We start from the raw sequence: 25532 nt of genomic DNA, 5'->3' as shown, positions 1-25532 counted from the left end.
CTGACCGGTGGGTGCCGACCGGGTGAGGCTCGCGGCTCCGGGATTCGCCGAGGGTGCCAGTCCCCGACCCCGCCAGTGGTTCGGGACCTTCGGCGCACCTCGTTCGGCCGGAGACACCCGAATGCCTCACTGGACGTTCGCGGTCGGTGTCGGACACTGTTGATCGGCACAGATCGGCGGGCCCCGCTCGTTCGGGCCCGCTTCGCCATGTCCGGCAACCGGCAGCCCTGCCAGGAGGACTCGTCCGATGCGTACGCCCGCCCTTTCCCACGACGACCACACCGACGCAGGGGGCAGGCACGAGACGCCACCCGTCCTCGTCGTCGCCCACCGCGGCGCGTCGGGGGTGGCACCGGAGAACACCGTCGCGGCGATCCGCGCGGCCGCGCGGGAGGGTGCGGACTTCGCCGAGGTCGACGTGGTGCTGACCCGCGACGGAGTTCCGGTCCTGTTCCACGACAACACGTTGGTACGCACCACCGACGCCACCACGGTCTTCCCCGACCGGGCGCCCTGGCAGCCCGGCGACTTCACCCTTGCCGAACTGCGCCGGCTCGACGCCGGCTCGTGGTTCGCCGACAGCTTCGCCGGTGAACGCATCCCGACCCTCGCCGAGGCGCTGGCGGCGTTCGACGAGTACGGCATCGGCCTGTGGGCCGAGCTCAAAGGAGCGAACCGGCATCCGGACTTCGTGGCGGCGGTCACCGAGGTGCTCCGCACCATCCCTGGCGGCTGGCTGACCGCACCCGACCGGCACCGGCGGTTCGTCGCCACGTCGTTCTCCTTCGACCCGCTGGCGAAGTTCGCCGCCGAGATCGACCACGCGGTTCCGCTCGGCGGGATCGTCGAGGCGGTGCCCGGCGACGAGACCCTGCGCCAGGTCGGCGGCTGGATGGACTACTTCATCCCGAACTTCCGGCGGCTGCGTCCCGGTGACCTGGTGCGCATCCGGGCGGCCGGGATGCGGCCGGCGTTCTGGTGCCCGAACCACCCGGCGGCGGTCGCCTCGCTGGCCGCGCAGGGCGCGACCGCGGTGATCCAGAACTACCCCGGGGTGGCCCGGGCGGTGCTCGACGGGCAGCCGGCGTTCCCGGCGCAGACGGTGGTCGTCGAACGCGTCGCGGACGGCCCGGCGGACGCCTCTGCCGGGACCGCCGGCGGCGGCCGGTACGCCGTCCTGCGCAACCTGACCGGCGAGCCGGTGGATCTCGGCGGATGGTACGTACGCGACGATCCGGGCGTACGGCTGTCGATCGCGCCCGGCGTGACGATCCCGGCGCGCGGGACGCTGGAAGTGCACGCGGCGCCCGGCCAGGACGGTTCCCGCGACGGTGCCCACGACGGCGCCCGGGCTGCCCGGGATGGGTGGCAGGACGGGTCTGCCCGCTCTGCCGCCCAGCCCTCCGGGCCCGGTTTCGCCCGCGGCCGCAACAGCGTCGCCCTGCACCGGCCCGACGGGGTGGTGGTCGACGTCGCGGGCGACGAGCCGACCGCGTAAGGTATCCCCGGCTGCCGAGGGAGATCGAAGCCCGGCGGGCCGGCGACGCCTGTTGCCGGTTCGGTTCGCGCGGTCTGAGCGGGAGGTGACCGAAAGGTCATGTCGTGCCCGGATCGGGTGGCTCGCACCAAGGACACCGCTTCGGTGGTATCCCGGTGTCGAGGGGGTTCGGGGCTCTTGTATTCTCGGTTGTCGCTCGCCCCAATAGCTCAGTCGGTAGAGCGTCTCCATGGTAAGGAGAAGGTCTACGGTTCGATTCCGTATTGGGGCTCTGTGGCCGGAGCCGCCCGCTCGGGCGGCCAACCGGTCCGGCGGCGGTGTAGCTCAGACGGTAGAGCAAGCGGCTCATAATCGCTGTGTCGCCGGTTCGAGTCCGGCCACCGCTACGACCGCGGCCAGCCGGTGGGAGACCACCGGCGGGGCCGTTCTTGCATGACTGCGTACTATTGCAGGACCGACTGTCCCGACGGATCACAAGAGGCATCCCGTGGCTAGCAAGAGTTCCGACGTCCGCCCCAAGATCACCTTGGCGTGCACTGAGTGCCGGGAGCGCAACTACATTACGCGCAAGAACCGTCGTAACGACCCCGACCGGCTCGAGATGAAGAAGTTCTGCCCGCGCTGCCGGACCCACCGGGCGCACCGCGAGACTCGATAGGTTCTCGACGCTTCGCATCGATTGGGCCGCCCCACCGGAATGGTGGGAGCGGCCCTTTTCGCGTGCCCGAGGTGCGCACGGAGTGTGCCCGAAGGGGGACGTGGACGCCGCCCCGAGCGTGCCCGGGCGTGCGCCGAGACACCTGACCGGGCGCGCGGACTTCGGTCGGTCGGCTCCGGTACGGTCGCGTACATGCCCGTCGACTCCACGCTGGTCGGCCGAACCTACGCGACGAAGACGCCGTACGAAGTCGGCCGAGAGAAGATCCGCGAGTTCGCCGATGCGGTCGGCGACCCCAGTCCCGCCTACCGCGACCCCGACGCCGCCCGCGCGCTCGGCCATCCCGACGTGGTGGCCCCGCCGACCTTCCCGATCGTGGTGGCGTTCCAGCTGCTGAACGAGCTGTTCGCCGACCCCACCACCGGGCTCGCGCTGCACCGGGTCGTGCACGCCGACCAGAAGTTCGCCGCCGACCGGCCCATCCACCCCGGCGACGAACTGGTGGCCACGCTCACCATCGAGAACGTCCGCCAGGTCGCCGGCACCGATCTGATCCTCACCCGCACCGACATCCGGACCGCCGACGGCGCGCCCGTCTGCACCGCGCGCGCGAGCGTGGTCCACCGCGAGGAGGCCGCATGACCGCCGAACGCGTTCCGGCGTACGACGAGGTGGAGAAGGGCACCGAGCTGCCCTCGGTCAGTGTCCAGGTGCGCCGGGAGGATCTCGTCCGCTACGCCGGTGCCTCCGGAGACTTCAACCGGATCCACTGGAACCCCCGGGTGGCCCGCGAGGTCGGCCTGCCCGACGTGATCGCACACGGCATGCTCACGATGGGCGCCGGCGCCCGGGTGCTCACCGAGTGGGCGGTCGACCCGGCCCGGGTGGTGGAGTACTCCGTCCGGTTCACCCGTCCGGTGACCGTCCCCGACGACGACGAGGGCGTGACGGTGACGTTCGGCGGGAAGGTCGCCGACAAGCTGCCCGACCGCGTGGTGCGGGTCGACCTCACCGCCGTCGCCGCCGGCGAGAAGGTCTTCGGCGCCGCCCGGGCCATGGTCCGGCTGGACTGACCGTGCCCGACCACCTGCCCGTGCCCGAACGTACCAACGTCCCGCTCGCCGAGCTGACCACGCTCCGCCTCGGTGGCCCGGCCAAGCGCCTGGTCGAGGTCGACGACGAGGCCGCCCTGCTCGAGACGGTGCGTGCTGCCGACGCGACGGGCGAGCCGCTGCTGGTCCTCGGCGGCGGCAGCAACGTCGTGGTCGCCGACGAGGGCTTCCCGGGGACCGTTCTGCACGTGTGCACCCGGGGCGTACGAGTGGAGTCCCAGGACGCCTGCGGCGGCGCCGTCGTACGGGTCGCGGCGGGGGAGAGCTGGGACGGCTTGGTCGCCCGCGCCGTCGCCGAGGGATGGGTGGGCGTCGAGGCGCTGTCGGGAATTCCCGGCCTGGTCGGGGCCGCGCCGATCCAGAACGTCGGCGCCTACAGCCAGGAGGTTGCCCAGACCCTCGCGCAGGTGCGGGTGTGGGACCGGGAGGACGCAGCCGTACGCACGTTCGCCGCGCAGGAGTGCGGCTTCGGCTACCGCGCCAGCAGGTTCAAGCGGTCACCGCAGCGGTACGTCGTCCTCGAGGTGGCGTTCCAGTTCCGGCTGGGGGAGCTGGGCGCGCCGGTGCAGTACGCCGAGCTCGCCCGCACCCTCGGGGTCGAGGCCGGCACGCGGGCACCGTCCGCGGATGTCCGGGCCGCGGTGCTTCGCCTGCGGGCGGGCAAGGGCATGGTGCTCGACGCCGCCGACCACGACACCTGGAGCGCGGGGTCGTTCTTCACCAACCCGGTGATCCCGGCGGAGGCGGCGGCCGGGCTGCCCGCGCTGGCGCCCCGCTTCCCGGCAGGCGACGGGCAGGTCAAGACGAGTGCCGCCTGGCTGATCGAGCATGCCGGGTTCGGCAAGGGGTACGGCACCGGACCGGCCCGGCTGTCGAGCAAGCACACGCTGGCCCTCACCAACACTGGTTCCGCCTCCACCGCCGACCTGCTGGCGCTGGCCCGGGAGATCCGGTCGGGCGTCCTCGGCAGGTTCGGCGTCGACCTCGTGAACGAACCCGTCCTGGTCGGCTGCGAGCTGTAGACCGCGGTCCGACTGTGATCGGGGCACCCGGTCACAGGCCGAGGGCCGCCCGCAGGTCCGCCCGGCGCAGCTGGTCCGCGCACCAGGCGAAGTGCCCGTCGCCGCCGTCCGGGTCGTAGGCGTTCGCGCCGGCGATCGCGTAGCAGGCGCGGTAGAGGTGCAGCAGCGAAGGCGGGTAGCCGAACTCCGCGACGATCCATCCGCTCAGGGTCCGGTCGATCTCCGCGGCCCGCGGGCTGTACATGTCGAAGAAACCCGCGGCCAGGCCGGCGTCGAACGCCGGGTCGCCTGCCGTGGTCAGGAAACCCCAGTCCAGGACGCTGGCCACCCGCAGGCCGCCTTCGCCCACGGGCTCGACCAGGACGTTCGGTGGGCACAGGTCGCCGTGCACGATCGCCGTCTCGCCGTCGGGCAGAGCTCGAAGTCCGGCTCGGACCCGCTCCAGCAGCGTGTCGAACGCGGGCACCGCCGACCGCAGCACGGTCCCGTACGCCTCGGCCCTGCGGTCGACCAGCGCGCGCAGCGCGGTCGGCCAGGACGAGCCGGCGTCGCGGTAGAAGGCGGCCGGCTCGGCCATCACCGGCAACGCCCGGGCCGACGGGCCACCCTTGGTGTCCCGCAGGGCGGCGAGTACGTCGACGAACGTACGCAGCGCCGCCTCGGTCGGGCCGTGCGCCGTCACGAACTCCGACAACGTCCGGCCGTGCAGCCGGCGTTCGATCGTGACCGGCGTACCGTCGACGACCCGGACGGCGTGGATGCACGGCGTCGCGAACGGCAGACCGGCGGCGTCCAGGTCGGCGTAGAAGTCCCGCAGCCGGTGCAGGGCGGCCGGTGAGTGACGGAACCAGACCTTCGCCACCGTGTCGTCGTCCACGGCGTAGACGACGCCGTCCATGCCGGCGCCGAGGGTGTCGTCGACCGGGAGGCCGAGCGCCTGCAGCCGGTCGATCCACCACCACTGCGGCTCGCCGGCGTCGGACGGGGGAGCGCCGCCACCCGCCCGGATCTGCTCGCGTTCCGGCCGTTCCGAGACCTCCGGCCGTTCCGAGACCTCCGGCCGTTCCGAGACCTCCGGCCGTTCTGAGACCTCCGGCCGTTCCGAGACCTCCGGCCGCTCGCCGCCGGCGATCCCGTCCGCCGGTTCGGCCAGCCAGCGGTCCACGCCGCCCAGCAGCCGGTCCCGCACGGGTGCCGGCGCCCTCGAGGCACGCACCGACATCCGGGCCAGCTCGGCGAGTTCGGCGTCGGTGAAGCCGAGCCCTCTGGCGAGTTCGTACTGCCCGACCAGCCGCACCCCGAACAGCAGCGGGTCGTCGGCGCCCAGCGCGATCCGCGCCCCCGCGTCGAACAGCTTCCGCAGCGGCACCACGTCGGCCTCGGGGTAGACGCCCAGCGCGACGTTGGACGCCGGGCAGACCTCCAGCGGCACCCCGGCCTCGGCTACCCGGTCCAGCAGCGCGGGGTCCTCCACCGTGCGCACGCCGTGGCCCACCCGGGTCGCGCCGAGCAGGTCCAGGCACGTGCGCACGCTGTCCGGGCCGCACAGCTCACCGCCGTGCGGCATCGAGCCGAGTCCCGCCTCGGTCGCGATGGAGAACGCCCGGGCGAAGTCCTCGGTCCGCCCCCGGCGCTCGTCGTTGGACAGCCCGAACCCGACCACGCCGTGCCCGGCGTACTGCGCGGCCAGCCGGGCGAGCGTCCGCGCGTCCATCGGGTGCCGGGTGCGGTTGGCGGCGATCACCAGCCCGACGCCCACCCCGGTCCGGTCGGCGGCCTGGCGTACGGCGTCCAGGACGAGCTCGGTGAACGCGGTGATGCCGCCGAACCGGTTCGCGTAGCCGGAGGGGTCGACCTGGATCTCCAGCCAGCCCGACCCCTCGCGCGCCTCGTCCTCGACGGTCTCGCGCACCAGCCGGCGTACGTCGTCGGCGGTGACCAGCACCGACCGGGCGATGTCGTACAGCCGCTGGAAGCGGAACCAGCCCTTCTCGTCGGTGGCCAGCAACCGCGGCGGCCACTCGTCGCGCAACGCGTCGGGCAGGTGGAGGCCGTGCTGCCCGGCCAGCTCGACCAGCGTCCCGTGCCGCATCGACCCGGTGAAGTGCAGGTGCAGATGCGCCTTCGGCAGCGTGCCGAGCGGGCGTACGCCGGGGCGGGCTCCGCTCACCTCAGTTCTGCGCCTCGGACAGCAGCTTCTGGATCCGGGTGACGCCCTCCACCAGGTCGTCGTCGCCGAGCGCGTACGAGAACCGCAGGTAGCCCGGCGTGCCGAACGCCTCGCCCGGAACCACCGCGACCTCGACCTCCTCCAGGATGAGCTCGGCCAGCTCGGCGGAGGTGGCCGGCCGGCGGCCGCGGATCAGCTTGCCCAGCGCGCCCTTCACCGACGGGTAGGCGTAGAACGCGCCCTTCGGCGTGGGGCAGGTGAAGCCGGGCACCTCCGAGAGCAGCTCGACGATGGTGCGCCGGCGCCGGTCGAACGCGTCCCGCATCTCCGCCGCCGCCGAGAGGTCACCCGACACCGCGGCGAGTGCGGCTCGCTGCGCGACGTTGCTGACGTTGCCGGTCGCGTGGGACTGCAGGTTGACGCCGGCCTTCACCACGTCGGTGGGGCCGATCAGCCAGCCGACCCGCCAGCCGGTCATGGCGTACGTCTTGGCGACGCCGTTGACCACGATGCAGCGGTCGGCGAGCTCGGGCACCAGCACCGGCAGGGACGCGGACTTCTCGCCGTCATAGGTGAGGTGTTCGTAGATCTCGTCGGTGATCACCCACAGGCCGTTCTCGGCGGCCCAGCCGCCGATCTCGCGCAGCCGCTCGACGGGGTAGACCGCGCCACTGGGGTTGGAGGGCGAGCACATCAGCAGGACCTTGGTCCGCGGGGTGCGGGCGGCCTCCAGCTGTTCGACGGTGACGAGGTAGTCCTGGGTCTCGTCGGCGAGCACCGGCACCGCCACGCCGCCGGCGAGGCCGATCGACTCGGGGTAGGTGGTCCAGTACGGCGCGGGCAGCAGCACCTCGTCGCCCGGGTCCAGGAGCAGTGCGAACGCCTCGTAGATCGCCTGCTTGCCGCCGTTGGTGACGAGCACCTGGGCCGGCGTCACCTCATACCCGGAGTCGCGCTCGGTCTTCGCCGCGATCGCCTTGCGCAGCTCGGGCAGTCCGCCGGCGGGGGTGTAGCGGTGGTTGCGCGGATCGCGGCAGGCCTGGGCGGCCGCGTCGACGATGTAGTCGGGGGTGGGGAAGTCGGGCTCGCCGGCGCCGAACCCGATCACGGGACGCCCGGCCGCCTTCAGTGCCTTCGCCTTTCCGTCGACCGCCAGCGTGGCCGATTCGGCGATGGCCGCGACCCGGGCGGCGATCCTGGCCCGGTCGCTCGCGGGTGCTGCGAGGGACTCGTCCACGGCCGGCGTGGACTGCCCGCTCCTGGGGCTGGTCTCAGGGCTCGTCTCGGGGCTGGTCTCGGGGCTGGTCATGACAGTTATCGTGGCACCTCGCGGGCGTACGCGCGGTGGCGGGGCGAGGGTGTCGGCGAGTCTCCGCCGGATCGGGGGGGTGGTACAAACCGCCCGGGTCGGTTCGACCTTCGGCGCCGCCACCCCGTACACTCTTCCATCGGTGGTCTGAGGACCTCTCCGAAGCGTGCCCAGGACATTGTGCTGGCGCGCGCCACGTGGAGGCTTTCCGATCTCCGTAGGGCAGTGGCTCAATTGGTAGAGCACCGGTCTCCAAAACCGGCGGTTGGGGGTTCGAGTCCCTCCTGCCCTGCAGGCCTCGGCCGGTTGGCCGAAGTCGCGCGCGTCGCCCCCGGCGGACGATGCGTGGGTGGTAGCACTAACGGGGACGTTCGTTCGTTCCTCATGTAGTGCGACCGCCCAGCCCGGGCGGAGTGTCCGGCCGGGCCAGAGACCGGTGAGGACGAAAGTGACGGAGACCCGCGGATCCACCGCGACCCCGGAGCGTGCTCGCCCGGACAAGAAGGGCGAAAGCGGCGGTAGTCCCGTCGCACGCGTCAGCCTGTTCTACCGCCAGGTGGTTGCGGAGCTTCGCAAGGTCATCTGGCCCACGCGTGACCAGCTGACGACCTACTGGTCGGTGGTGCTGGTCTTCGTGCTCGTGGTGATCGCGATCGTCTCGCTGCTCGACCTGGGCATCGGCCAGCTGATGTTCAAGATCTTCGGCTGACGGCGCGTACGCCGCCCGAGAGCCCCGTACCACCGCCGGACGATCAAGAAATCGCTGAAGAAGACGGAGTACCAAGAGTGTCCGACCTCGACGACGAGATCCGCGACCTGCAGCGCGCGGATTCGGAGCAGGCAGCTGCCGACGCCGACACCCCGGCCGGCGAGCCTGCCGACGAGGCCTCGGCCGACTCCGAGCAGACCAGCCCCGAGACGAGCCCGGAGATCAGCTCCGAGGCCGGTGCCGACGAGAGCGACGCGGCCGAGGCCGGCGCCGGCGAGGCGACCGAGGACCTGACCGCCGACGACTCTGGCGACACCGCGGCCGAGCCCACCGAGGACGCCGAGCCCACCGCGGAGGACGCACTCGCGGAGTTCCAGGCGGCCCTGCGGTCCAAGCCCGGCGACTGGTTCGTGATCCACACCTATTCGGGCATGGAGAACCGCGTCAAGACCAACCTCGAGAACCGCATCCAGTCCCTCAACATGGAGGACTACATCTACGAGGTGGTCGTTCCCCAGGAGGAGCGCGCGGAGATCAAGAACGGCCAGCGGCGGATGGTGCGGCGCACCGTCCTCCCCGGCTACGTCCTGGTCCGGATGGACCTCACCGACGAGTCGTGGGCGGCCGTCCGGCACACTCCTTCGGTGACCGGCTTCGTCGGCCACGCCCACCAGCCGGTGCCGCTCGGCCTCGACGAGGTTGAGAAGATGCTGGCTCCGGAGGTCGAGGAGACCAAGGGGGAGCCGGACAAGAAGAAGAAGGCCGAGGTCGTCGACTTCGCGGTGGGCGACTCGGTCATGGTGGTCGATGGGCCGTTCGCGACCCTGCACGCGACGATCACCGAGCTCAACCCCGACGCACAGAGGGTCAAGGCCCTCGTCGAGATCTTCGGCCGGGAGACTCCGGTGGAGCTGTCGTTCACGCAGATCCAGAAGGTCTGACGGCCCGGCCGACCCTCGCCCGCTTTCACCACCCAAGAGGACCCGAACACCTATGCCTCCGAAGAAGAAGATCGCCTCCGTACTCAAGCTCCAGCTGCAGGCTGGCGCCGCCACCCCCGCCCCGCCGGTGGGTACGGTGCTCGGCCCGACCGGCATCAACATCATGGAGTTCACGAAGGCCTACAACGCCGCGACCGAGTCCCAGCGGGGCAACGTCATCCCCGCCGAGATCACGATCTACGAGGACCGGTCGTTCAGCTTCGTCACCCGGACCCCTCCGGCCGTGGAGCTGATCAAGAAGGCCATCAGCCTCGACAAGGGCTCGCCGACCCCGCACACCGCGAAGGTCGGCACCATCTCGCGCTCCCAGGTGCGCGAGATCGCCGAGATGAAGATGCCCGACCTGAACGCCAACGACATCGACGCCGCCATGAAGGTCGTCGAGGGTACGGCGCGGTCGATGGGCGTCACGGTCTCCGAGTAGCCCGTACGGCAGCCAGAACTATTCAGCCGGACTCCGGTCCGGTGTCCGTGGGAGGGCCCGCGCTGGCCCGCACCACGACTCCACCAGCGATCGCAAGGAGTGATCATGAAGCGCAGCAAGTCCTACCGCGCCGCGGCCGAGAAGGTCGACCAGGCCGCCCTGCACGACCCCCGCGAGGCGGTGGCGCTGGCCAAGCAGAACGCCGGCAAGAAGTTCGACGAGACCGTGGACGTCGCGATGCGTCTCGGTGTCGACCCCCGCAAGGCCGACCAGATGGTGCGCGGCACCGTCAACCTTCCGCACGGCACCGGCAAGACCGCTCGGGTCCTGGTCTTCGCCACCGGACAGAAGGCTGAGGACGCCATCGCCGCCGGCGCCGACCACGTGGGCTCCGACGACCTGATCGAGCGGATCCAGGGCGGCTGGCTCGACTTCGACGCCGTTGTCGCCACGCCGGACCTGATGGGCAAGGTCGGCCGGCTCGGCCGGGTGCTCGGCCCCCGCGGTCTGATGCCGAACCCGAAGACCGGCACCGTCACCCCGGACGTCACCAAGGCCGTGACCGACATCAAGGGCGGAAAGATCGAGTTCCGCGTGGACCGGCACTCCAACCTGCACTTCATCATCGGCAAGGCGTCCTTCACCGAGGACCAGCTGGCGGAGAACTACGGCGCCGCCCTCGACGAGGTGCTGCGGCTCAAGCCGTCGGCCTCGAAGGGCCGCTACATCCGCAAGGTCACGATGTCGACGACGATGGGCCCGGGTGTTCCGATCGACCCGGCCAAGACCGTCTCGACCGCTGAGGCCCAGGCCTGACGCTCGACCGTCCGGAACGCCCCCGCACCACTCGGTGCGGGGGCGTTCTGCTTTCACCGCACGACGTGCCGGAAGTCGTCGCCGTGCCGGGGCAACGCCCGGTGACATTTCTGCGTCAGACCTTCGTTCGGTGCTTCCGGGTGCTGATCACGCGCGGTTAGGATGTGGACGCCTCGTCCCGGACGGGTGACGAGGCGACGGGCTACGGGGGTACTCGGTCTTGCGGTTCACAGGTGGGCTGACCAACGGGCGTGCGGCGACCAGGATGGTCGCGGTCGCCGCGGGTGTCGTTCTCGGACTGTCGGTGACGGCGTGTGGTGGAGACTCTCCGCAGCCGACGACGTTGGACACCCCGACCGCCAAGCCCACCCCCTCGAAGTCGGCCACACCGACCCCGACGCCCTCGGACAGCCCGGCGAAGCCCGGCAGGATCGAGACGTTCGGGCCGACGCCTACCGGCCCGGACGCCGCCGCGGTCAAGGGCTTCGTGACGCAGTACGTCGGCGCGGTCAACAAGGCGATCGAGAACGGCAACGTCTCAAAGCTCCGCCAGATGTACACCAGCGGATGTCTGGACTGCGTGCAGCTCGTCGCCAGTATCAGGTCCACGTACAGCGGTGGCGGGAAGTTCGTCGGAGGTCTCTACACCCAGAACCACGTCGAGGTGTTCTCCGAATCCGGTGGGACCTACATGGTGCGCGTACGTTCCCTCTCCACCGCCTGGAAGCAGTACAACTCCGCCGGCTCGGTGATCAACCAGGGGCCGGCCGAGCGAGTGACGTACACATACGGCGTGCGGAAGATCAGCGGCAACTGGCAGTTGACAGCCGGGGGGAAGTCGCAATGAGGGCAACGAGGAGAGGCATCGGCGTCGCGCTGGGCAGTTTTCTCCTGCTGGCGTTCGGGCTGGTGGCCCCGGACGCGCACGCGGACATCCCGCGTGGGGACGTCGGCTGGCAGTACAGCGAGTCCGGGAAGGGCTACTACCAACCGCCCAAGGGCACGCCCACGCCTTCGCAACCACCCGGTCCGAACGACTGGGTGCAGGAGGTCCTGATCAACCAGCCGGCATGGGACTGCCAGGGTGCCGGGATCGGTGACTGCGACCCGCTGGCGATCTGGTGCAACCCGGACCTGTCACCGAATCCGCGAGAGCCGATCTACGTGCGCTCGGTCGTCCGCTATCAGTGGAAGGACCGCGGGGACCGCTCGAAGTGGCACGGGACGGCAGACTGCTACCCCACCCCGGAGTGGGTTCCGATCGAGCAACTCAGCTACGACTTCAAGTACGAGATCCAGCGCAACCTGCCCAAGCCGAAGATCTCACTGCATCCAGCTCCGAAGACTTTGGTCAACCTGCCGACGATCGTCTCCGTCGACGATCCCGGAACGCAGACCTTCGACATCACGGTCCCGCCATCGCAGGGACGCAGCTTCGAACTACACGGCCAGATCACCGCCACACCGGACTACACCTGGACCTTCGAGGACGGCAACGGAGCCAAGCACACCGTCAAGGGGGCGGGGCGAGAGTTCGACGGCACACTTCCATATGGCCACCCCGGCTACTACGTGACGAACACCTTCGGGATGGCCGGCCAGGGCAAGGTGCATCTGCAGGTGCGCTGGACGGGAACGGTCGTCGTGGACACCGTCCCGCCACAGCCGATCGTTCCGGTCACCTTCGACGTGGACGCGGGCGTGCAGGTGGTCGAGTCCCACCCGGTGCTCCGACGGTAGGTGGAGACGCGCCAGGATCGCCGATGGCCTGATGTCCCCAGCATCGGCTCGGTGATCGCGACCCTGGTCCTGTAGCGGGAAAGATCGCGTTCTTCCGGGGGAGAATCGAGCGATCCCCGGACCTGGGTGCGGACCGACACACGCCTGAGGGTGAGGCCGATTTGGCGGCCGGGGGAGGTGTCCCGTATTCTGGCCGCTGCCGAAGACCGCTGGTTTGCCTCCCTCCGGGGTGGCTGAAGGTCCCGCACGTCGGGCGGCCCGCGCAGGCGTCACGTGGTTACGAAGTCAAGATCAGGTTTCCGGGTCGCGGGTCCACCGCGAGCGGAGTCCTGGCCCTCGAGTTCGTGTTCGCCCCGTACGCATGCGTACGGGGCTTTTCGCATTGTGTGGGTTCCTTCGCGGGCCGCGGTCGCAGGCCCCCCGAGGAAGGAGATCCATGGCGAAGCCGGACAAGGCAACCGCCGTCGCAGAGCTCACGGACCAGTTCCGTGACTCCGCCGGCGCGGTCCTTACCGAGTATCGCGGACTCACCGTGAAGCAGCTGCAGGAACTGCGGCGCTCCATCGGTGACAACGCCAGTTACGCCGTGGTGAAGAACACGCTGACCAGGATCGCGGCGAAGGAGGCGGGAGTCGAGATCGCCGACGAGCTTCTCGTCGGTCCCTCGGCCATCGCGTTCATCAGCGGCGACCCGGTCGAGGTCGCCAAGGGTCTGCGTGACTTCGCCAAGGCCAACCCCAATCTCGTCATCAAGGGCGGTGTGCTCGAGGGCAAGTCCCTCGCCGTCGACGAGATCACCAGGCTCGCTGACCTCGAGTCCCGCGAGGTCCTGCTCGCGAAGCTCGCGGGCGCGATGCTGGCGTCGCTTTCGGGCGCCGCCTCGCTGTTCCAGGCCCCGCTGTCGCAGGCCGCCCGGCTCGCCGAGGCGCTGCGTCAGAAGGTCGAGGAGGAGGGTTCGGCCGCAGGTGCCGACACCGCCCCCGAGGCCGACGCCGAGGCCGCACCGGAAGCCAGCTCCGACGCGTCGGACGCCGGCGAGTCCAGCGAGTCCTGACCTGACCAGGTCTGACCGTCACCACTGCACGACACACGGAAGGTACGCCACTCATGGCTAAGCTCAGCAACGACGAGCTGCTCGACGCGTTCAAGGAGATGACGCTTCTCGAGCTCAGCGAGTTCGTGAAGCAGTTCGAGGACACCTTCGGCGTGACCGCGGCCGCTCCGGTCGCCGTCGCGGCGGGCCCGGCGGGCGGCGGCGCCGCTGCCGAGGCCGAGGAGGAGAAGGACGAGTTCGACGTCATCCTCGAGGCTGCGGGCGACAAGAAGATCCAGGTCATCAAGGAGGTGCGCACGCTCACCAGCCTCGGCCTGAAGGAGGCCAAGGACCTGGTCGAGGGCGCGCCGAAGCCCGTCCTGGAGAAGGCCAACAAGGAGACCGCGGAGAAGGCCAAGGAGTCCCTCGAGGCCGTTGGCGCCAAGGTCACCCTGAAGTAAGCGACGCATCGCACGCGGCCCACGCGGCCGCGGTCGTACGTCCGCGAAGAGGGCGGTCACCCCAATGGGGTGGCCGCCCTCTTCGCGTCCCCGGACCGGAAATTTTGTCGTCCGCGCGGCCGTAACCTCCCCAACTTCGGCTCGTTGAGGGGGGCGTGCGTATCGGTCGCCGCCACCGGGGGGTCTGCGGCGGCCGGTACGCGCCCCAGCCAGCAGTGAGGAGTTCTGGTGGGCGTCGAGATCCGTGTGGACGGGCTCACCAAGTCCTTCGGTGGGCAGCCGGTCTGGCGCGACGTCAGCCTGACGCTTCCGTCCGGTGAGATCAGCGTCCTGCTCGGGCCCTCCGGCACCGGGAAGTCGGTCTTCCTGAAGTGCCTGGTCGGGCTGCTCAAACCGGACCGGGGCCACATCCACATCGAGGGCCACGACATCGCCACCTGCCGGGAGCGGGAGCTGTACCGCGTCCGCCGGCTGTTCGGCGTCCTCTTCCAGGACGGCGCGTTGTTCGGCTCGATGAACCTCTACGACAACGTGGCGTTCCCGCTGCGCGAACACACCCGCAAGTCCGAGAACGAGATCCGTTCCATCGTGTTGTCGAAGATCGAGATGGTCGGGTTGCTCGGCGCCGAGCGCAAGCTGCCCGGCGAGATCTCCGGCGGGATGCGCAAGCGGGCCGGGCTGGCCAGGGCGCTCGTCCTGGATCCGGAGATCATCCTGTTCGACGAGCCCGACTCGGGCCTGGACCCGGTGCGGACGGCGTACCTCAACCAGCTGATCGTCGACCTCAACCAGCAGACCGGCGCGACGTTCCTCATCGTCACCCACGACATCAACACCGCCCGCACGGTGCCCGACAACATCGGGTTGCTCTACCACCGGCACCTCGCGATGTTCGGTCCGCGGGAGATGTGCCTGTGCTCGCAGGAGCCGGTCGTACGCCAGTTCCTCAACGCGCAGCGGGTGGGCCCGATCGGCATGTCGGAGGAGAAGGACGCCGACGAGCTCGCCGCCGAGGCCGCGGCCGGCGCCGAGCTGGCCGCGCTGCCGCCGATCCCGCTCCAGCTCGGGCCGTCCGACGGTGCACCGAGGCCCAGTCAGCGTCCGCCCGGCCAGTGGTGTGCCGCCAACGACGTGACCCCGCCGCCCGGGTCGTTCGAGGGGTGCGACCCGGGCGCGCCGGCGGTCACGGCGCCACCCGTACCGGCCACGTCGGATGGTGAGCCGGCGGCGCCGGCTGAGGCCGCCGCCGGGGCCGCCGGGGGAGACGGGCCATGAGCCGGCAGCTGACGGCACCGCTGCAGGCGAGCGGCCGGCTGTTCGCGTTCGGGCTGGACGTCGTACGCGGGCTGCCGCGGCGGCCGTTCCAGTGGCAGGAGTTCGTCCGCCAGGCGTGGTTCCTGGCCGGGGTCACGATCGTGCCGACGGCACTGGTGGCGATCCCGTTCGGCGCCGTCATCGCCTTGCAGGTGGGCGGCCTGATCAGGCAGTTCGGCGCCCAGTCGTTCGCGGGCGCGGCGATGGTGCTCGCGGTGGTGCGGGAGGCTGCGCCGATCGCGACCGCGCTGCTGATCGCCGGGGCGGGCGGGTCGGCGATCTGCGCCGACCTCGGCTCGCGCACGATCCGGGAGGAGATCGACGCGATGCGGGTGCTCGGCATCGACCCGCTGCACCGGCTGGTCGTACCCCGGGTGCTCGCCGCGATGTTCGTCGCCGTCTTCCTCAACGGCCTGGTGAGCGTGGTCGGCGTGATCGGCGGCTACGTGTTCAACGTCGTCCTGCAGGGCGGCACGCCGGGTTCCTACCTCGCGTCGTTCACCGCCCTGGCGCAGCTGCCGGACCTGTGGGCCGGTGAGGTCAAGGCGCTGGTGTTCGGTCTGGTCGCCGCGGTGGTCGCGTCGTACAAGGGCCTGAACGCCGGCGGCGGGCCCAAGGGTGTCGGCGACGCGGTCAACCAGACCGTGGTGATCACGTTCATGCTGTTGTTCTTCGCGAACTTCGTGATGCAGGCGGTCTACTTCCAGGTCGTCCCACCGAAGGGCGGCTGAGGTGGGAACCCCGTTGCGCGGCCTGGACACCCTGGGCGACCAGCTCGCCTTCTACCTGCGCGCGGCCGGATGGATTCCCGCGACCTGCCGCCGGTACCGCCGCGAGGTGTTGCGGTTGCTGGCCGAGGTGAGCTTCGGCACCGGGGCGCTGGCCGTCGTCGGCGGCACGGTCGGGGTGATCGCGTTCCTGGCGTTCTTCACCGGCACCGAGGTCGGCCTGCAGGGGTACGCCTCACTCGACCAGCTGGGCACCTCCGCCTACGCGGGCTTCGTCTCGGCGTACTTCAACACCCGCGAGATCGCCCCCCTGATCGCCGGCATCGCCCTGGCGGCGACGGTCGGCTGCGGCTTCACCGCCCAGCTCGGCGCGATGCGGGTCAGCGAGGAGGTCGACGCCCTGGAGGTGATGGCCGTCCCGTCGCTGCCGTTCCTCGTCAGCACCCGGATGGTCGCCGGGCTGCTCGCGGTCGTTCCGTTGTACGTCGTCGGGTTGTTCTCGTCGTACGCGGCGACCCGGCTCGTCGTCACGGCGGGCTACGGGCAGAGTGCCGGGACCTACGACCACTACTTCCGGCTCTTCCTGCCGCCGCACGACGTGCTCTGGTCGTTCGGCAAGGTGCTGATCTTCGCGGTGGTGATCATCGCGATCCACTGCTACCACGGCTACCACGCCACCGGCGGTCCGGCGGGAGTCGGCGTGGCGGTCGGCCGGGCGGTGCGTACGTCGATCGTGGTCATCAACGTCGTCGACCTGGCGCTGTCGATGGCGATCTGGGGCGCGAGCACGTCCGTACGGCTGGCGGGGTAGGCGATGGCCGGTCGGACGCGGTTGGCGCGAGTGGCCGGGCGGCTGCGTCGCTCGGAACGGCTCGGTCCGCGGGCGCTGGGGATCGTCTTCCTCGCCCTGCTGGTGGGGTTCGGCGGCCTGACGTACGCGTTCTTCACCCAGGCGTTCACCGACACCGCCGAGGTGACCCTGGAGACCGACCACGTGGGGCTGGAGCTGAACCGGCAGGCCGACGTGAAGGTCCGCGGCCTGATCGTGGGGGAGGTACGCCACGTCGCCTCCGACGGCCGGCGGGCCCGGGTCGACCTCGCGCTGGCGCCGGACAGCCTGGCCGCGATCCCCGCCAACGTGACCGCCCGGATCGTGCCGAAGACGCTGTTCGGGGAGAAGTACGTCGAACTCGTCCTGCCGCCCACGCCGGCGACGCGCAGGCTCGCGGCCGGCGACGTGATCGGGCCGGACCGGTCGAGCGTGGCGATCGAGCTCGCCGCCGTACTCGAGGACGTCTACCCGCTGCTGCGTACCCTCCGCCCGGCCCAGCTGAACGCGACGCTGGCGGCGCTCGCCACCGCGCTGGAGGGGCGCGGGGACCGGATCGGCGGCAACCTCACCCGGCTGAACGACTACCTCGGCAAGCTCGACCCGCACCTGCCGCAGCTCACCCACGACGTGTCCGCCCTCGCCGACGTCGCGGACGTCTACGCCGACGCCACCCCCGACCTGGTGCGGCTGCTGCGCAACGCCACCAAGACCGGGAACACCGTCGTGGTCAAGCAGCGGGTGCTGGAGGACTTCCTCACCGACCTCGCCGGCACCAGCGCGTCCACCCGGCGGTTCCTGGCCGACAACGAGGCCGGCCTGATCCGGGTCGGCGAGGTGAGCCGGCCCACACTGGACCTGCTGGCGACGTACTCCCCGGAGTACTCCTGCCTGCTGGAGGGCCTGGCGAACTGGGTGCCCCGCATCGACGACGCGTTCGGCGGCGGCGAGCACTATCCGGGCAGCGCGCCGTCGCTGCACATCACGCTGGAGCTCGTCGACCAGCACCGCGGGTACGGGCCGCGGGACCGGCCGGCCTACGACGACGACCGCGGGCCGGGCTGCCGTTCGCTGCCGGACCCGCCGTACTCCCAGGCCCATCCGGCGCCGGGCAGTGGCGTACGGGAGGGAGTCGAGGGGCCGGGTTCCAGCTCCGGCGCGACCGGCCCCGGCGCCGCTCCGGTGTTCGACCTGTCCAGCGGGTACGCCGGAACCGCGCGCGAACAACGGGTGGTGAACGCCCTGGTGGCACCGGTGCTGCGTACCCCGCCGGAGGACGTGCCCGACGTGACCACGCTGTTGTACGGCCCGCTGCTCCGCGGGACGCAGGTGAGTGTCGGATGAGCCGATCGTTCCCGCGCCGCGCGCGGATCCGCTCGAAGATGTCCGACCGGACGACGGCGGCCGCGGCGGCCAAGCTCGCCGTGTTCGTCACCGTGACCACGCTGGCCACCGCACTGCTGGCGGTCACCATCGCCAACGTCGGGCTCGGCGCCACCCGGGAGTACCACGCGGTGTTCACCGACGTGACCGGCGTGGAGAAGGGCGACGACGTACGCATCGCCGGCGTCCGGGTCGGCGAGGTGCGCGCGATCGACGTGCTGCCCGGGCGCGGCGGCGACGGCGCGCTGGCCCGGCTGACGTTCACCGTCGCCGCGGACCAGGTGCTCGCCCGCAGCGTCCTGGCGACCCTGCGGTTCCGCAACCTGGTCGGGCAGCGCTACGTCGCGTTGACGGAGGGAGCGGGCGGCGCCGCACCGCTGCCGGCGGGCGGCACCATCCCGGTCGCCCAGACCCGCCCTGCACTGGACCTGACCGTGCTCTTCGACGGCTTCAAGCCGCTGTTCGCCGCACTCTCGCCGCAGGACGTCAACCAGCTGGCGTACGAGATCATCCAGGTGCTGCAGGGCGAGGGCGGAACGGTGGAGAGCCTGCTCGCGCACACCGCGTCCCTCACCAGCACCCTCGCCGACCGGGACAAGGTGATCGGCGACCTGATCGACCACCTCGACACCGTGCTGGCCACCGTTGCGAAGCGCGACCAGAAGCTGTCCGACCTGGTGGTGCAGCTGCAGCGGTTCGTGTCCGGGCTGGCCGAGGACCGCAAGGCCATCGGCGACTCGCTGGGCTCGATCGTCGCGCTCAACCGGCAGACCGCGGGACTCCTGCGCGACGCCCGACCGGACCTGCGTACCGACGTCACCCAGCTCGGCCGGGTGGCGGGCACCCTGGACGACAACTCCGCCCTCGTGCAGCGCACCCTGCGGCGGATGCCCGGCAAGCTCGACCAGCTGACGAGGACCGCGACGTACGGCTCGTGGTTCAACTTCTACCTGTGCGACTTCGACGGCCGGATCGTGCTGCCGTCGGGTCAGGCGCTTCCGCGGGCTGGCCTGCACGTCACCGACGCGAGGTGTCAGCGATGAGGTGCCGGCGATGAGGTCACGGACGCCGCGCTACTACACCACCGTCGGCACGGTGGGCCTGCTCGTGCTCGCCGCGCTGGTCTACGTCGCGTTCCACGCCGCCGACCTGCCGCTGATCGGCGGTGGTACGACGTACGCCGCGCGGTTCGGGGAGGCCGGCGGGCTCCGGGCCGACGACGAGGTCCGGGTCGCGGGAGTGAAGGTCGGGCACGTCCGCGCGGTCGAACTCGCCGGGTCGCACGTGCGGGTGGAGTTCCGGATCACCGACGACCGGGTGCGGCTCGGGCGCGAGACCGGCGCGGCGATCCGGATCCGTACCCTCCTCGGCCGCAAGTACCTCTCCCTGGTGCCGTCGGGGCCGGGCAGGCTGGACCCGGCGACGGAGATCCCGCAGTCGCGCACGGTCTCGCCGTACGACGTGGTCGAGGCGTTCGGCGACCTCGCCACCACCACCGGCCGGATCGACACCGCCCAGCTCGCCACCGCGCTGGACACGCTGAGCACGACGTTCGCGGGCACGCCGGCAGAGGTCCGCGGCTCACTGGACGGCCTGTCCCGGCTGTCGCGCACCATCGCCTCGCGGGATGAGGAACTGCACCGGCTGCTCGCGCACGCCAACCAGGTGTCCCGGGTCCTCGCCGACCGGGACACCGAACTCGTCGCGCTGGTCCGCGACGGCGACCTGGTGCTGCGCGAGGTGCGCGCCCGGCGGGCGCTGATCCACCAGCTGCTGGTCACCGCGCAGGAGCTGTCGGCGCAGATCAGCGGCCTGGTGGCGGACAACCAGGCCCGGCTGGAGCCGGCGCTGAAGCGGCTGGCGTCCGTGGTCGGCATGCTCCGCGCCAACCAGGACAGCCTGGACCGGAGCATCCGGCTGCTGGCGCCGTTCCTGCGGGTGTTCACCAACACCCTGGGCACCGGGCCGTGGTTCGACACCTACATCCCCAACCTGGTGCCGCTTCCCGCCGCACCCCGGCTCCCCGGAGGCGGCCGATGATCCGCGTGCTCACCAGGCTGCGTGCCACAGTGCGGGCGGCAGTGCGGGCAACAGGGCGTACGACGGCGCGTACGGCGCGGACACCGAAGCGCGGGTGGGAGTGGACCCGGACCCGCGGCCGGGCCGTCGCCGTCGTACTCGCCCTGGCCGCCGTGGCCGGGCTCACCTACGCGGTGTGGCCGGAGTCGCCGCGCAGACACCTGGTGGCGCACTTCCCGCGTACGGTCGGCCTCTACGCCGGCTCCGACGTACGCATCCTCGGCGTTCCGGTGGGCCGGGTGGACCAGGTTCGCCCGGAGGGCACCTCGGTGCAGGTGACGATGTCGTACGACGCGAAGCAGAAGGTGCCCGCCGGCGCCCGGGCGGTGGTGATCTCGCCGTCGCTGGTCAGCGACCGGTACGTCCAGCTCACCCCGGTCTACCGTGGCGGCCCCACCCTTGCCGACGGCGCCGAGATCGCGCTCCCGCGCACCGCCGTACCCGTCGAGCTCGACCGCATCTACCGGAGCCTGGACGACCTGACGGTGGCCCTCGGCCCGAACGGTGCCAACCGGAACGGCTCGCTGTCTCGGCTGCTCACCGTCGGCGCGGACAACCTGCGCGGGCAGGGCGGGAAGGTGCACTCCACGATCGGCGACCTCGCCGACGCGACGCAGACGCTGTCCGGCGGGCGGCAGGACCTGTTCGCGACCGTACGGCAGCTGCAGAAGTTCACCGGCGCGCTGGCGGAGAGCGACACGCAGGTCCGGGCGTTCAACACCGACCTGGCCGGCGTCGCGGACCAGCTCGCGGGGGAGCGGGGCGACCTGCGGGCCGCCCTCGCCCAGCTCGCCGCCGCCCTCACCGACGTGGCGGCGTTCGTGCGGGACAACCGCGCCGAGGTGCGGGCCAACGTGCACGGGCTCACCGAGCTGTCGAAGACGCTCGTACGGCAACAGGACGCCCTGCGCGAGGTGCTGGACACCGCGCCGGTGGCCCTGTCCAACCTCGACCACACCTACAACCCGCGTACGGGCACGCTGGACACGCGCAACAACTTCGCCCAGACCGACGACCCCGGCGCCTACCTGTGCGCGCTGCTGCGCCAGTCCGGTCAGCCGAAATCGGTGTGCGACGACCTGACCAAGGTCCTCGACGACCTGCCGTTGCCGCAGGTGCCGGGCGGCCCGGCGGCAGACGGCACGGCCGGAACGGGCCCGGCGGGAACGGGCCCGGCCGGGCAGCCCGCGCCGGCCAGTGACCGCACCCTCGGCGGGATCCTCCGATGAGCGCCGCGCCCGCCGCCCCTGCCCGGCTCGGCCGGTCCGGAGGGTTCGCGACCGTACGCCGGACCGCCGTACTCCTTCTCGCCGGCGTCCTGCTCACCGGCTGCGGCTTCACCGTCTACGACCTGCCCCTTCCCGGGGGCGGGGCAGCGGGGGGAAACGCCTACGAGGTGACGGTGCGGTTCCGGGACGTGCTCGACCTGGTACCCCGCTCGGCGGTCAAGGTGGACGACGTCACGGTCGGCGAGGTGGAGAAGATCCACCTGGACGGCTACACCGCCGACGTGCGGCTCCGGCTCGCCCGGACGGTGCGGCTGCCCGACAACGCGACCGCGCGGATCCGCCAGACCAGCCTGCTCGGGGAGAAGTTCGTCTCCCTGTCGCCGCCCGCCGGCCAGGCCGGGTACGGACGGCTCGGCGACGGCGACGTGATCCCGCTCGCCCGCACCGGCCGCGACGTCGAGGTCGAGGAGGTGCTCTCGGCGCTGTCGCTGCTGCTCAACGGCGGCGGCGTGGCCCAGCTGAAGACCATCGAGGTCGAGCTGAACAAGGCGATGTCGGGCCGTGAACCGGACGTACGCCGGCTGCTGGCCAACCTGAACACCTTCCTCGGCCAACTCGACGCCCACAAGCAGGAGATCACCCGGGCGATCGAGAACCTGGACCGGCTGTCCGCGTCGCTGGCCGCGCAGAAGACGACGCTGGCCGCCGCGGTGGATCAGCTGCCGGCCGCCCTGAAGGTGCTCGCCGACCAGCGCCGGGACCTCACCCGGATGCTGGTGGAGCTGTCCCGGCTCGGCGACGTCGGCGCGCGGGTGATCGTCGCGTCCCGCGAGGACCTGCTGGCGAACCTGCGGGCGCTGGACCCGATCCTCACCGAGCTGGCCCGCGCGGGGGACAGCCTGCCGAAGTCGCTGCAACTGCTGTTCACCTATCCGTTCTCCGACGCGACGGCGAACGCGGTCGCAGGCGACTACACCAACCTCCAGCTCACCCTCGACCTCGACCTGCAGGACCTGCTGACCGGTCGTACGCCGCTGCCGGTGCCGCCGCTGCCGCCGCTGCCCCGCGTCCCGCTCCCCACGAAGGCGCCCACCGCCCTGCCGACCGTGCCGGTCCCGACGGCGCTGCCCACGGTCCCCCTGCCGACGGCGCTGCCGACCTCGCTGCCGACGTCCCTGCCGACGCTGCCGGCCCCGCACCCGAAGAGCCCGGCGCCGGGCTGCCTGCCCCCGCTGACCTGTGCGAACGGCGCCGCGTACGTCGCACCCGCCTACGACCCGAACCTCGGCCGCCTGCTGATCGGAGGTGTGCTGTGATCACCCGCACCGTCCGGATCCAGCTGGTGGTGTTCCTGGCGCTGACGCTGGTGGGCACTGCCGTAGCCGGCATCAGGTACGCCGGGCTCGGCCGGTCGCTGCTCGGCGGGACGTACGTCGTGCATGCCGACTTCGGCGACGCCGGCGGGATCTTCACCGGGGCGGAGGTCACCTACCGCGGCGTCGCCGTCGGCCGGGTCGACCGGCTGCGCCCCACCAGGTCCGGTGTCGACGTGGCGCTCACCCTCGACGCCGGCACCCGCGTACCCGCCGACACCCTCGCCGTGGTCGCCAACCGCTCGGCGATCGGCGAGCAGTACGTCGACCTGCAGCCCCGGCGGCGTGGGGAACCGTACCTGCGCGAGGGCACCCGAATAGCCCGCGCCGACACCCGCACGCCGCTGCCCACGACGACGTTGCTGCTCGACCTGGACCGGCTCGCGTCGTCGGTGCCGAAGAAGGATCTGGTCACGGTCCTGGACGAGCTCGGGACCGCGTTCGCCGGCACCGGCCCGGATCTCGGCCGGCTGGTCGACGCCGGCAACGCCCTGGTCGAGACCGCCGACGCCAACCTCGCCCAGACCGTCGACCTGATCGACCGCGGCGGAACCGTCCTCGACACCCAGCGGGACTCCGGCAGCGCGATCCGGAGCTTCGCCGGCGACCTCGCCGACCTGTCCGACACCCTGGTCGAGGCGGACCCGGACGTGCGGGAGGTGCTCGCCTCCGGCGTCCTGACCGCCGAGCAGGTGCAGGGGCTGGTGGACGAGAACGCCGGCGACGTGCCCGTACTCCTCGCCAACCTCGCGAGCACCGGGCAACTCGTCCGGGTCCGGCTGCGGGGGATCCAGCAGGCACTGATCCTCTACCCGTATGTCGTCCGCGGCGGCTACACCGTCGTCGCCCGCGACCCCGGCACGGACCACTACACCGCGCACTTCGGGCTCCAGCTCGCGACGTCGCCCGGGTCCTGCCGCAAGGGCTACCAGGGGACGAGGCGGCGAAGCCCGCAGGAGCTGGGGCCGACACCGGTGAACACCGACGCGCGGTGCACCGACCCCACGACCACCGAGCGCGGTGCCCAGAACGCTCCGGGAGCGAGCGGAGGTGGGCCGCAGGCTCCGCGGGCTCCGCAGCCGGGAGGACCGCAGTCAGGTGCCGGGCAGTCATTGGCCGGGCAGTCAGGTGCCGGGCAGTCAGGGTCCGGGCGGTCGGGGGTACGCCCGGCGGCGTACGACCCGTCGACCGGAGTGGTCCGGCTCCCAGGGGGAGAGCCGGCCCGGATCGGCTCACTCGGGGGAGAGCAACGTGCCTTCGGAAAGGAGTCGTGGAAGTGGCTGTTGATCGGACCGATGACGCGATGACGAACGTGCTGGACGAGACACCGGACGAAGCGGCCGACACCCGCCATACAGTCCACCCAGCCCACCCGGGCCACGACGGCCCGGCGGAGGGGAGCCGGACGGACGACGGCCCGGCGCGGCCGCGGTCACCCGGCCCGGCGCTCGCCGTACTGGCTGCGCTGCTCCTCGCCGGCCTGGTGGCCGCCGGCTTCCTCGGCCACCGGGTGCTCGCCGCCCGACAGGAGGACCGCTCCCGTGCGCAGGCGCTGCACACGGCCCGGCAGCTCGTGGCCGACTTCACCACCGTCGACTACCGGAAGTTCGACCGGCAGTCGGGAGAGGTGCTGAACCTCGCCGCGGGCGACTTCCACAGCCAGTACTCCCACGCGTCGAAACAGCTGCGGACCCTGGTCACCCAGAACCGCACCGTCTCGCGGGGGCAGATCCTCGAGGCCGGGATCACCAGCCTCGACCAGGACTCCGCCCGGGTGCTGGTCGTCGCCGACGCCGAGGTGACGCACGTCGGTGCCGACAGGCCCGAGCTCCGGACGTACCGCCTCCAGCTCGACCTCAGCCGGGAGAAGGCGGGCTGGCGGGTGGTCGAGCTGCAGTTCGTCGGCTGAGTGCCGAGGGGAGCGGGGGAGCGCGGGTGAGATCAGGGAACGGGGAGAGCGGGAGTACCGAACGATGAGCGTGGAAACGAACGTGACGGACCCGAACGCAGTCGACGTGAGCCCGCCCGAGCAGGCCGGGGCGCAACCCGGGGCCGAGGCAGCCGGCACCACGGCGGCCAGCGCGAAGGCGACGCGCCGCCGGCGCACCTGGCCGGTCGCCGTCCTCGCCGGCACCGTGGCCGTCGTACTCGCTGCCACCGCGGCTCTCGGCTACCGCGCGAAGGTGGCGGGCGAGGTGGAGTCCGCCCGGACCGGAGCCTCCGGCGCCGCCCGGACCGCGGCCCAGGTCGTACTCGGCTACGACTACCGCCACCTGGACGCGGACTTCGGCCGGTCCCGGGCCCTGCTGACCGGCGACTTCCGGGACAAGTACACCCAGACCGCCACGAGTCTGGTCAGGCCGACCGCGACGCAGACCCACGCGGTCGTGGTCGCGGAGGTCCGGTCGGTGTCGGTGGTGTCCGCCACCCCCGACCAGGTGGTCACGCTGCTGTACGTCAACCAGACCACGACCAGCAACCGCGCGGCCGAGCCCCGTACCGACCTCAACCGCGTCCGGATGACCATGCGCCGGGTGGGCGACCGGTGGCTGGTCAGCGGGATGAAGGGCCTGTGATCTGCCGGTTCGTCCCGGGAAAGATCACCGAACCCCACGTCACCTCCTTGACTCGGCCCCGTGCTCGG

26 protein-coding genes and 3 tRNA genes are annotated in these 25532 nt (G+C 71.6%); 27 read left to right on the top strand and 2 right to left on the bottom strand.

Annotated features, from left to right (window positions below):
• The first annotated feature begins 247 nt into the window (after positions 1–247).
• The 7 genes from FHR37_RS18105 to FHR37_RS18075 all read left to right on the top strand — a co-directional run bounded on the left by FHR37_RS18105 (position 248) and on the right by FHR37_RS18075 (position 4290).
• Complete coding sequence (locus FHR37_RS18105) at positions 248–1498, top strand: glycerophosphodiester phosphodiesterase family protein (RefSeq protein ID WP_092884180.1); 1251 nt, start codon at positions 248–250, stop codon at positions 1496–1498.
• 198 nt (positions 1499–1696) lie between these two features.
• Positions 1697–1769 (top strand) — tRNA-Thr (locus FHR37_RS18100).
• A gap of 42 nt (positions 1770–1811) precedes the next feature.
• Positions 1812–1884 (top strand) — tRNA-Met (locus FHR37_RS18095).
• A gap of 101 nt (positions 1885–1985) precedes the next feature.
• A complete protein-coding gene (gene rpmG / locus FHR37_RS31760) occupies positions 1986–2156 on the top strand; it encodes a 50S ribosomal protein L33 (RefSeq protein WP_092884178.1) in 171 nt (56 codons plus the stop codon).
• Positions 2157–2348: 192 nt separating this feature from the next.
• A complete protein-coding gene (locus FHR37_RS18085; protein WP_092884176.1) occupies positions 2349–2798 on the top strand; it encodes an FAS1-like dehydratase domain-containing protein in 450 nt (149 codons plus the stop codon).
• On the top strand, positions 2795–3229 hold the full coding sequence (locus FHR37_RS18080; RefSeq protein WP_092884174.1) for a MaoC/PaaZ C-terminal domain-containing protein: 435 nt from the start codon (positions 2795–2797) through the stop codon (positions 3227–3229). The genes FHR37_RS18085 and FHR37_RS18080 overlap by 4 nt, the downstream gene beginning before the upstream one ends.
• A 2-nt stretch (positions 3230–3231) precedes the next feature.
• Positions 3232–4290, top strand: a complete 1059-nt coding sequence (locus FHR37_RS18075; RefSeq protein WP_330831749.1) for a UDP-N-acetylmuramate dehydrogenase — start codon at positions 3232–3234, stop codon at positions 4288–4290.
• A 31-nt stretch (positions 4291–4321) separates the two neighbouring features.
• Here FHR37_RS18075 and FHR37_RS33175 read toward each other — a convergent pair whose 3' ends face one another.
• Both FHR37_RS33175 and FHR37_RS18065 read right to left on the bottom strand, forming a co-directional pair.
• Positions 4322–6460: an adenosine deaminase gene (locus FHR37_RS33175; protein WP_092884172.1), complete on the bottom strand. Its 2139-nt coding sequence runs from the start codon at positions 6458–6460 to the stop codon at positions 4322–4324.
• A gap of 1 nt (position 6461) precedes the next feature.
• Entirely contained in the window at positions 6462–7769 is a 1308-nt protein-coding gene (locus tag FHR37_RS18065) for a pyridoxal phosphate-dependent aminotransferase (protein WP_092884170.1), read from the bottom strand.
• Positions 7770–7988: 219 nt separating this feature from the next.
• Here FHR37_RS18065 and FHR37_RS18060 point away from each other — a divergent pair.
• From FHR37_RS18060 to FHR37_RS17965, 20 genes are all read left to right on the top strand, one after another.
• A tRNA-Trp gene (locus tag FHR37_RS18060) sits at positions 7989–8061 on the top strand.
• Between the two features lie 156 nt (positions 8062–8217).
• Positions 8218–8478 carry a preprotein translocase subunit SecE gene (gene secE / locus FHR37_RS31755; protein WP_092884168.1) on the top strand — a complete coding sequence of 87 codons (261 nt, stop codon included), beginning with the start codon at positions 8218–8220 and terminating at the stop codon, positions 8476–8478.
• Between the two features lie 77 nt (positions 8479–8555).
• Positions 8556–9419: a transcription termination/antitermination protein NusG gene (gene nusG, locus FHR37_RS18050; RefSeq protein WP_092884166.1), complete on the top strand. Its 864-nt coding sequence runs from the start codon at positions 8556–8558 to the stop codon at positions 9417–9419.
• 52 nt (positions 9420–9471) lie between these two features.
• Positions 9472–9903: a 50S ribosomal protein L11 gene (gene rplK / locus FHR37_RS18045; protein WP_092884164.1), complete on the top strand. Its 432-nt coding sequence runs from the start codon at positions 9472–9474 to the stop codon at positions 9901–9903.
• A 105-nt stretch (positions 9904–10008) separates the two neighbouring features.
• Complete coding sequence (gene rplA, locus FHR37_RS18040; protein WP_092884568.1) at positions 10009–10719, top strand: 50S ribosomal protein L1; 711 nt, start codon at positions 10009–10011, stop codon at positions 10717–10719.
• A gap of 220 nt (positions 10720–10939) precedes the next feature.
• Positions 10940–11566 carry a hypothetical protein gene (locus FHR37_RS18035; RefSeq protein ID WP_092884162.1) on the top strand — a complete coding sequence of 209 codons (627 nt, stop codon included), beginning with the start codon at positions 10940–10942 and terminating at the stop codon, positions 11564–11566.
• On the top strand, positions 11563–12459 hold the full coding sequence (locus FHR37_RS18030; RefSeq protein ID WP_092884161.1) for a hypothetical protein: 897 nt from the start codon (positions 11563–11565) through the stop codon (positions 12457–12459). The genes FHR37_RS18035 and FHR37_RS18030 overlap by 4 nt, the downstream gene beginning before the upstream one ends.
• Positions 12460–12895: 436 nt before the next feature.
• Entirely contained in the window at positions 12896–13513 is a 618-nt protein-coding gene (gene rplJ, locus FHR37_RS18025; protein ID WP_092884160.1) for a 50S ribosomal protein L10, read from the top strand.
• 53 nt (positions 13514–13566) lie between these two features.
• A complete protein-coding gene (rplL, locus tag FHR37_RS18020; RefSeq protein ID WP_092884159.1) occupies positions 13567–13953 on the top strand; it encodes a 50S ribosomal protein L7/L12 in 387 nt (128 codons plus the stop codon).
• Between the two features lie 228 nt (positions 13954–14181).
• Positions 14182–15228, top strand: a complete 1047-nt coding sequence (locus tag FHR37_RS18015) for an ABC transporter ATP-binding protein (RefSeq protein WP_092884158.1) — start codon at positions 14182–14184, stop codon at positions 15226–15228.
• Positions 15225–15998, top strand: a complete 774-nt coding sequence (locus tag FHR37_RS18010; protein WP_092884157.1) for an MlaE family ABC transporter permease — start codon at positions 15225–15227, stop codon at positions 15996–15998. Before FHR37_RS18015 ends, FHR37_RS18010 begins: the two co-directional genes overlap by 4 nt.
• A gap of 1 nt (position 15999) precedes the next feature.
• Entirely contained in the window at positions 16000–16806 is an 807-nt protein-coding gene (locus FHR37_RS18005; protein ID WP_092884156.1) for an MlaE family ABC transporter permease, read from the top strand.
• A gap of 3 nt (positions 16807–16809) precedes the next feature.
• The gene (locus FHR37_RS18000; RefSeq protein ID WP_092884155.1) at positions 16810–18168 is read left to right on the top strand and encodes an MCE family protein; all 1359 of its coding nucleotides are present in this window, start codon (positions 16810–16812) and stop codon (positions 18166–18168) included.
• Entirely contained in the window at positions 18165–19250 is a 1086-nt protein-coding gene (locus tag FHR37_RS17995; protein ID WP_202818145.1) for an MCE family protein, read from the top strand. The genes FHR37_RS18000 and FHR37_RS17995 overlap by 4 nt, the downstream gene beginning before the upstream one ends.
• A 10-nt stretch (positions 19251–19260) precedes the next feature.
• Positions 19261–20247 carry an MCE family protein gene (locus FHR37_RS17990; RefSeq protein WP_092884565.1) on the top strand — a complete coding sequence of 329 codons (987 nt, stop codon included), beginning with the start codon at positions 19261–19263 and terminating at the stop codon, positions 20245–20247.
• Positions 20244–21515 carry an MCE family protein gene (locus FHR37_RS17985; protein WP_092884154.1) on the top strand — a complete coding sequence of 424 codons (1272 nt, stop codon included), beginning with the start codon at positions 20244–20246 and terminating at the stop codon, positions 21513–21515. Before FHR37_RS17990 ends, FHR37_RS17985 begins: the two co-directional genes overlap by 4 nt.
• The gene (locus tag FHR37_RS17980) at positions 21512–22831 is read left to right on the top strand and encodes an MCE family protein (RefSeq protein WP_092884153.1); all 1320 of its coding nucleotides are present in this window, start codon (positions 21512–21514) and stop codon (positions 22829–22831) included. Before FHR37_RS17985 ends, FHR37_RS17980 begins: the two co-directional genes overlap by 4 nt.
• Entirely contained in the window at positions 22828–24195 is a 1368-nt protein-coding gene (locus FHR37_RS17975) for an MCE family protein (protein WP_092884152.1), read from the top strand. The genes FHR37_RS17980 and FHR37_RS17975 overlap by 4 nt, the downstream gene beginning before the upstream one ends.
• Positions 24165–24797 carry a hypothetical protein gene (locus FHR37_RS17970; RefSeq protein WP_139239012.1) on the top strand — a complete coding sequence of 211 codons (633 nt, stop codon included), beginning with the start codon at positions 24165–24167 and terminating at the stop codon, positions 24795–24797. The genes FHR37_RS17975 and FHR37_RS17970 overlap by 31 nt, the downstream gene beginning before the upstream one ends.
• Before the next feature lie 64 nt (positions 24798–24861).
• Positions 24862–25464: a hypothetical protein gene (locus FHR37_RS17965; RefSeq protein WP_092884150.1), complete on the top strand. Its 603-nt coding sequence runs from the start codon at positions 24862–24864 to the stop codon at positions 25462–25464.
• The last annotated feature ends 68 nt before the right edge of the window (positions 25465–25532 follow it).

This window comes from Actinopolymorpha cephalotaxi, assembly GCF_013408535.1.
In the GTDB taxonomy this organism is placed as follows: Bacteria; Actinomycetota; Actinomycetes; order Propionibacteriales; family Actinopolymorphaceae; genus Actinopolymorpha; species Actinopolymorpha cephalotaxi.
Note: the sequence above shows the minus strand (reverse complement) of the source record. Positions and strands in the feature narration are given on the sequence as shown.

Coding starts and splice junctions, on each gene's coding strand:
- FHR37_RS18105 (WP_092884180.1), top strand. CDS start 248: ATGCGTACGCCCGCCCTTTCCCACGACGACCACACCGACGCAGGGGGC.
- FHR37_RS18085 (WP_092884176.1), top strand. CDS start 2,349: ATGCCCGTCGACTCCACGCTGGTCGGCCGAACCTACGCGACGAAGACG.
- FHR37_RS18080 (WP_092884174.1), top strand. CDS start 2,795: ATGACCGCCGAACGCGTTCCGGCGTACGACGAGGTGGAGAAGGGCACC.
- FHR37_RS18065 (WP_092884170.1), bottom strand. CDS start 7,769: ATGACCAGCCCCGAGACCAGCCCCGAGACGAGCCCTGAGACCAGCCCC.
- rplK (WP_092884164.1), top strand. CDS start 9,472: ATGCCTCCGAAGAAGAAGATCGCCTCCGTACTCAAGCTCCAGCTGCAG.
- rplA (WP_092884568.1), top strand. CDS start 10,009: ATGAAGCGCAGCAAGTCCTACCGCGCCGCGGCCGAGAAGGTCGACCAG.
- FHR37_RS18030 (WP_092884161.1), top strand. CDS start 11,563: ATGAGGGCAACGAGGAGAGGCATCGGCGTCGCGCTGGGCAGTTTTCTC.
- rplJ (WP_092884160.1), top strand. CDS start 12,896: ATGGCGAAGCCGGACAAGGCAACCGCCGTCGCAGAGCTCACGGACCAG.
- rplL (WP_092884159.1), top strand. CDS start 13,567: ATGGCTAAGCTCAGCAACGACGAGCTGCTCGACGCGTTCAAGGAGATG.
- FHR37_RS18010 (WP_092884157.1), top strand. CDS start 15,225: ATGAGCCGGCAGCTGACGGCACCGCTGCAGGCGAGCGGCCGGCTGTTC.
- FHR37_RS18000 (WP_092884155.1), top strand. CDS start 16,810: ATGGCCGGTCGGACGCGGTTGGCGCGAGTGGCCGGGCGGCTGCGTCGC.
- FHR37_RS17995 (WP_202818145.1), top strand. CDS start 18,165: ATGAGCCGATCGTTCCCGCGCCGCGCGCGGATCCGCTCGAAGATGTCC.
- FHR37_RS17990 (WP_092884565.1), top strand. CDS start 19,261: ATGAGGTCACGGACGCCGCGCTACTACACCACCGTCGGCACGGTGGGC.
- FHR37_RS17985 (WP_092884154.1), top strand. CDS start 20,244: ATGATCCGCGTGCTCACCAGGCTGCGTGCCACAGTGCGGGCGGCAGTG.
- FHR37_RS17980 (WP_092884153.1), top strand. CDS start 21,512: ATGAGCGCCGCGCCCGCCGCCCCTGCCCGGCTCGGCCGGTCCGGAGGG.
- FHR37_RS17965 (WP_092884150.1), top strand. CDS start 24,862: ATGAGCGTGGAAACGAACGTGACGGACCCGAACGCAGTCGACGTGAGC.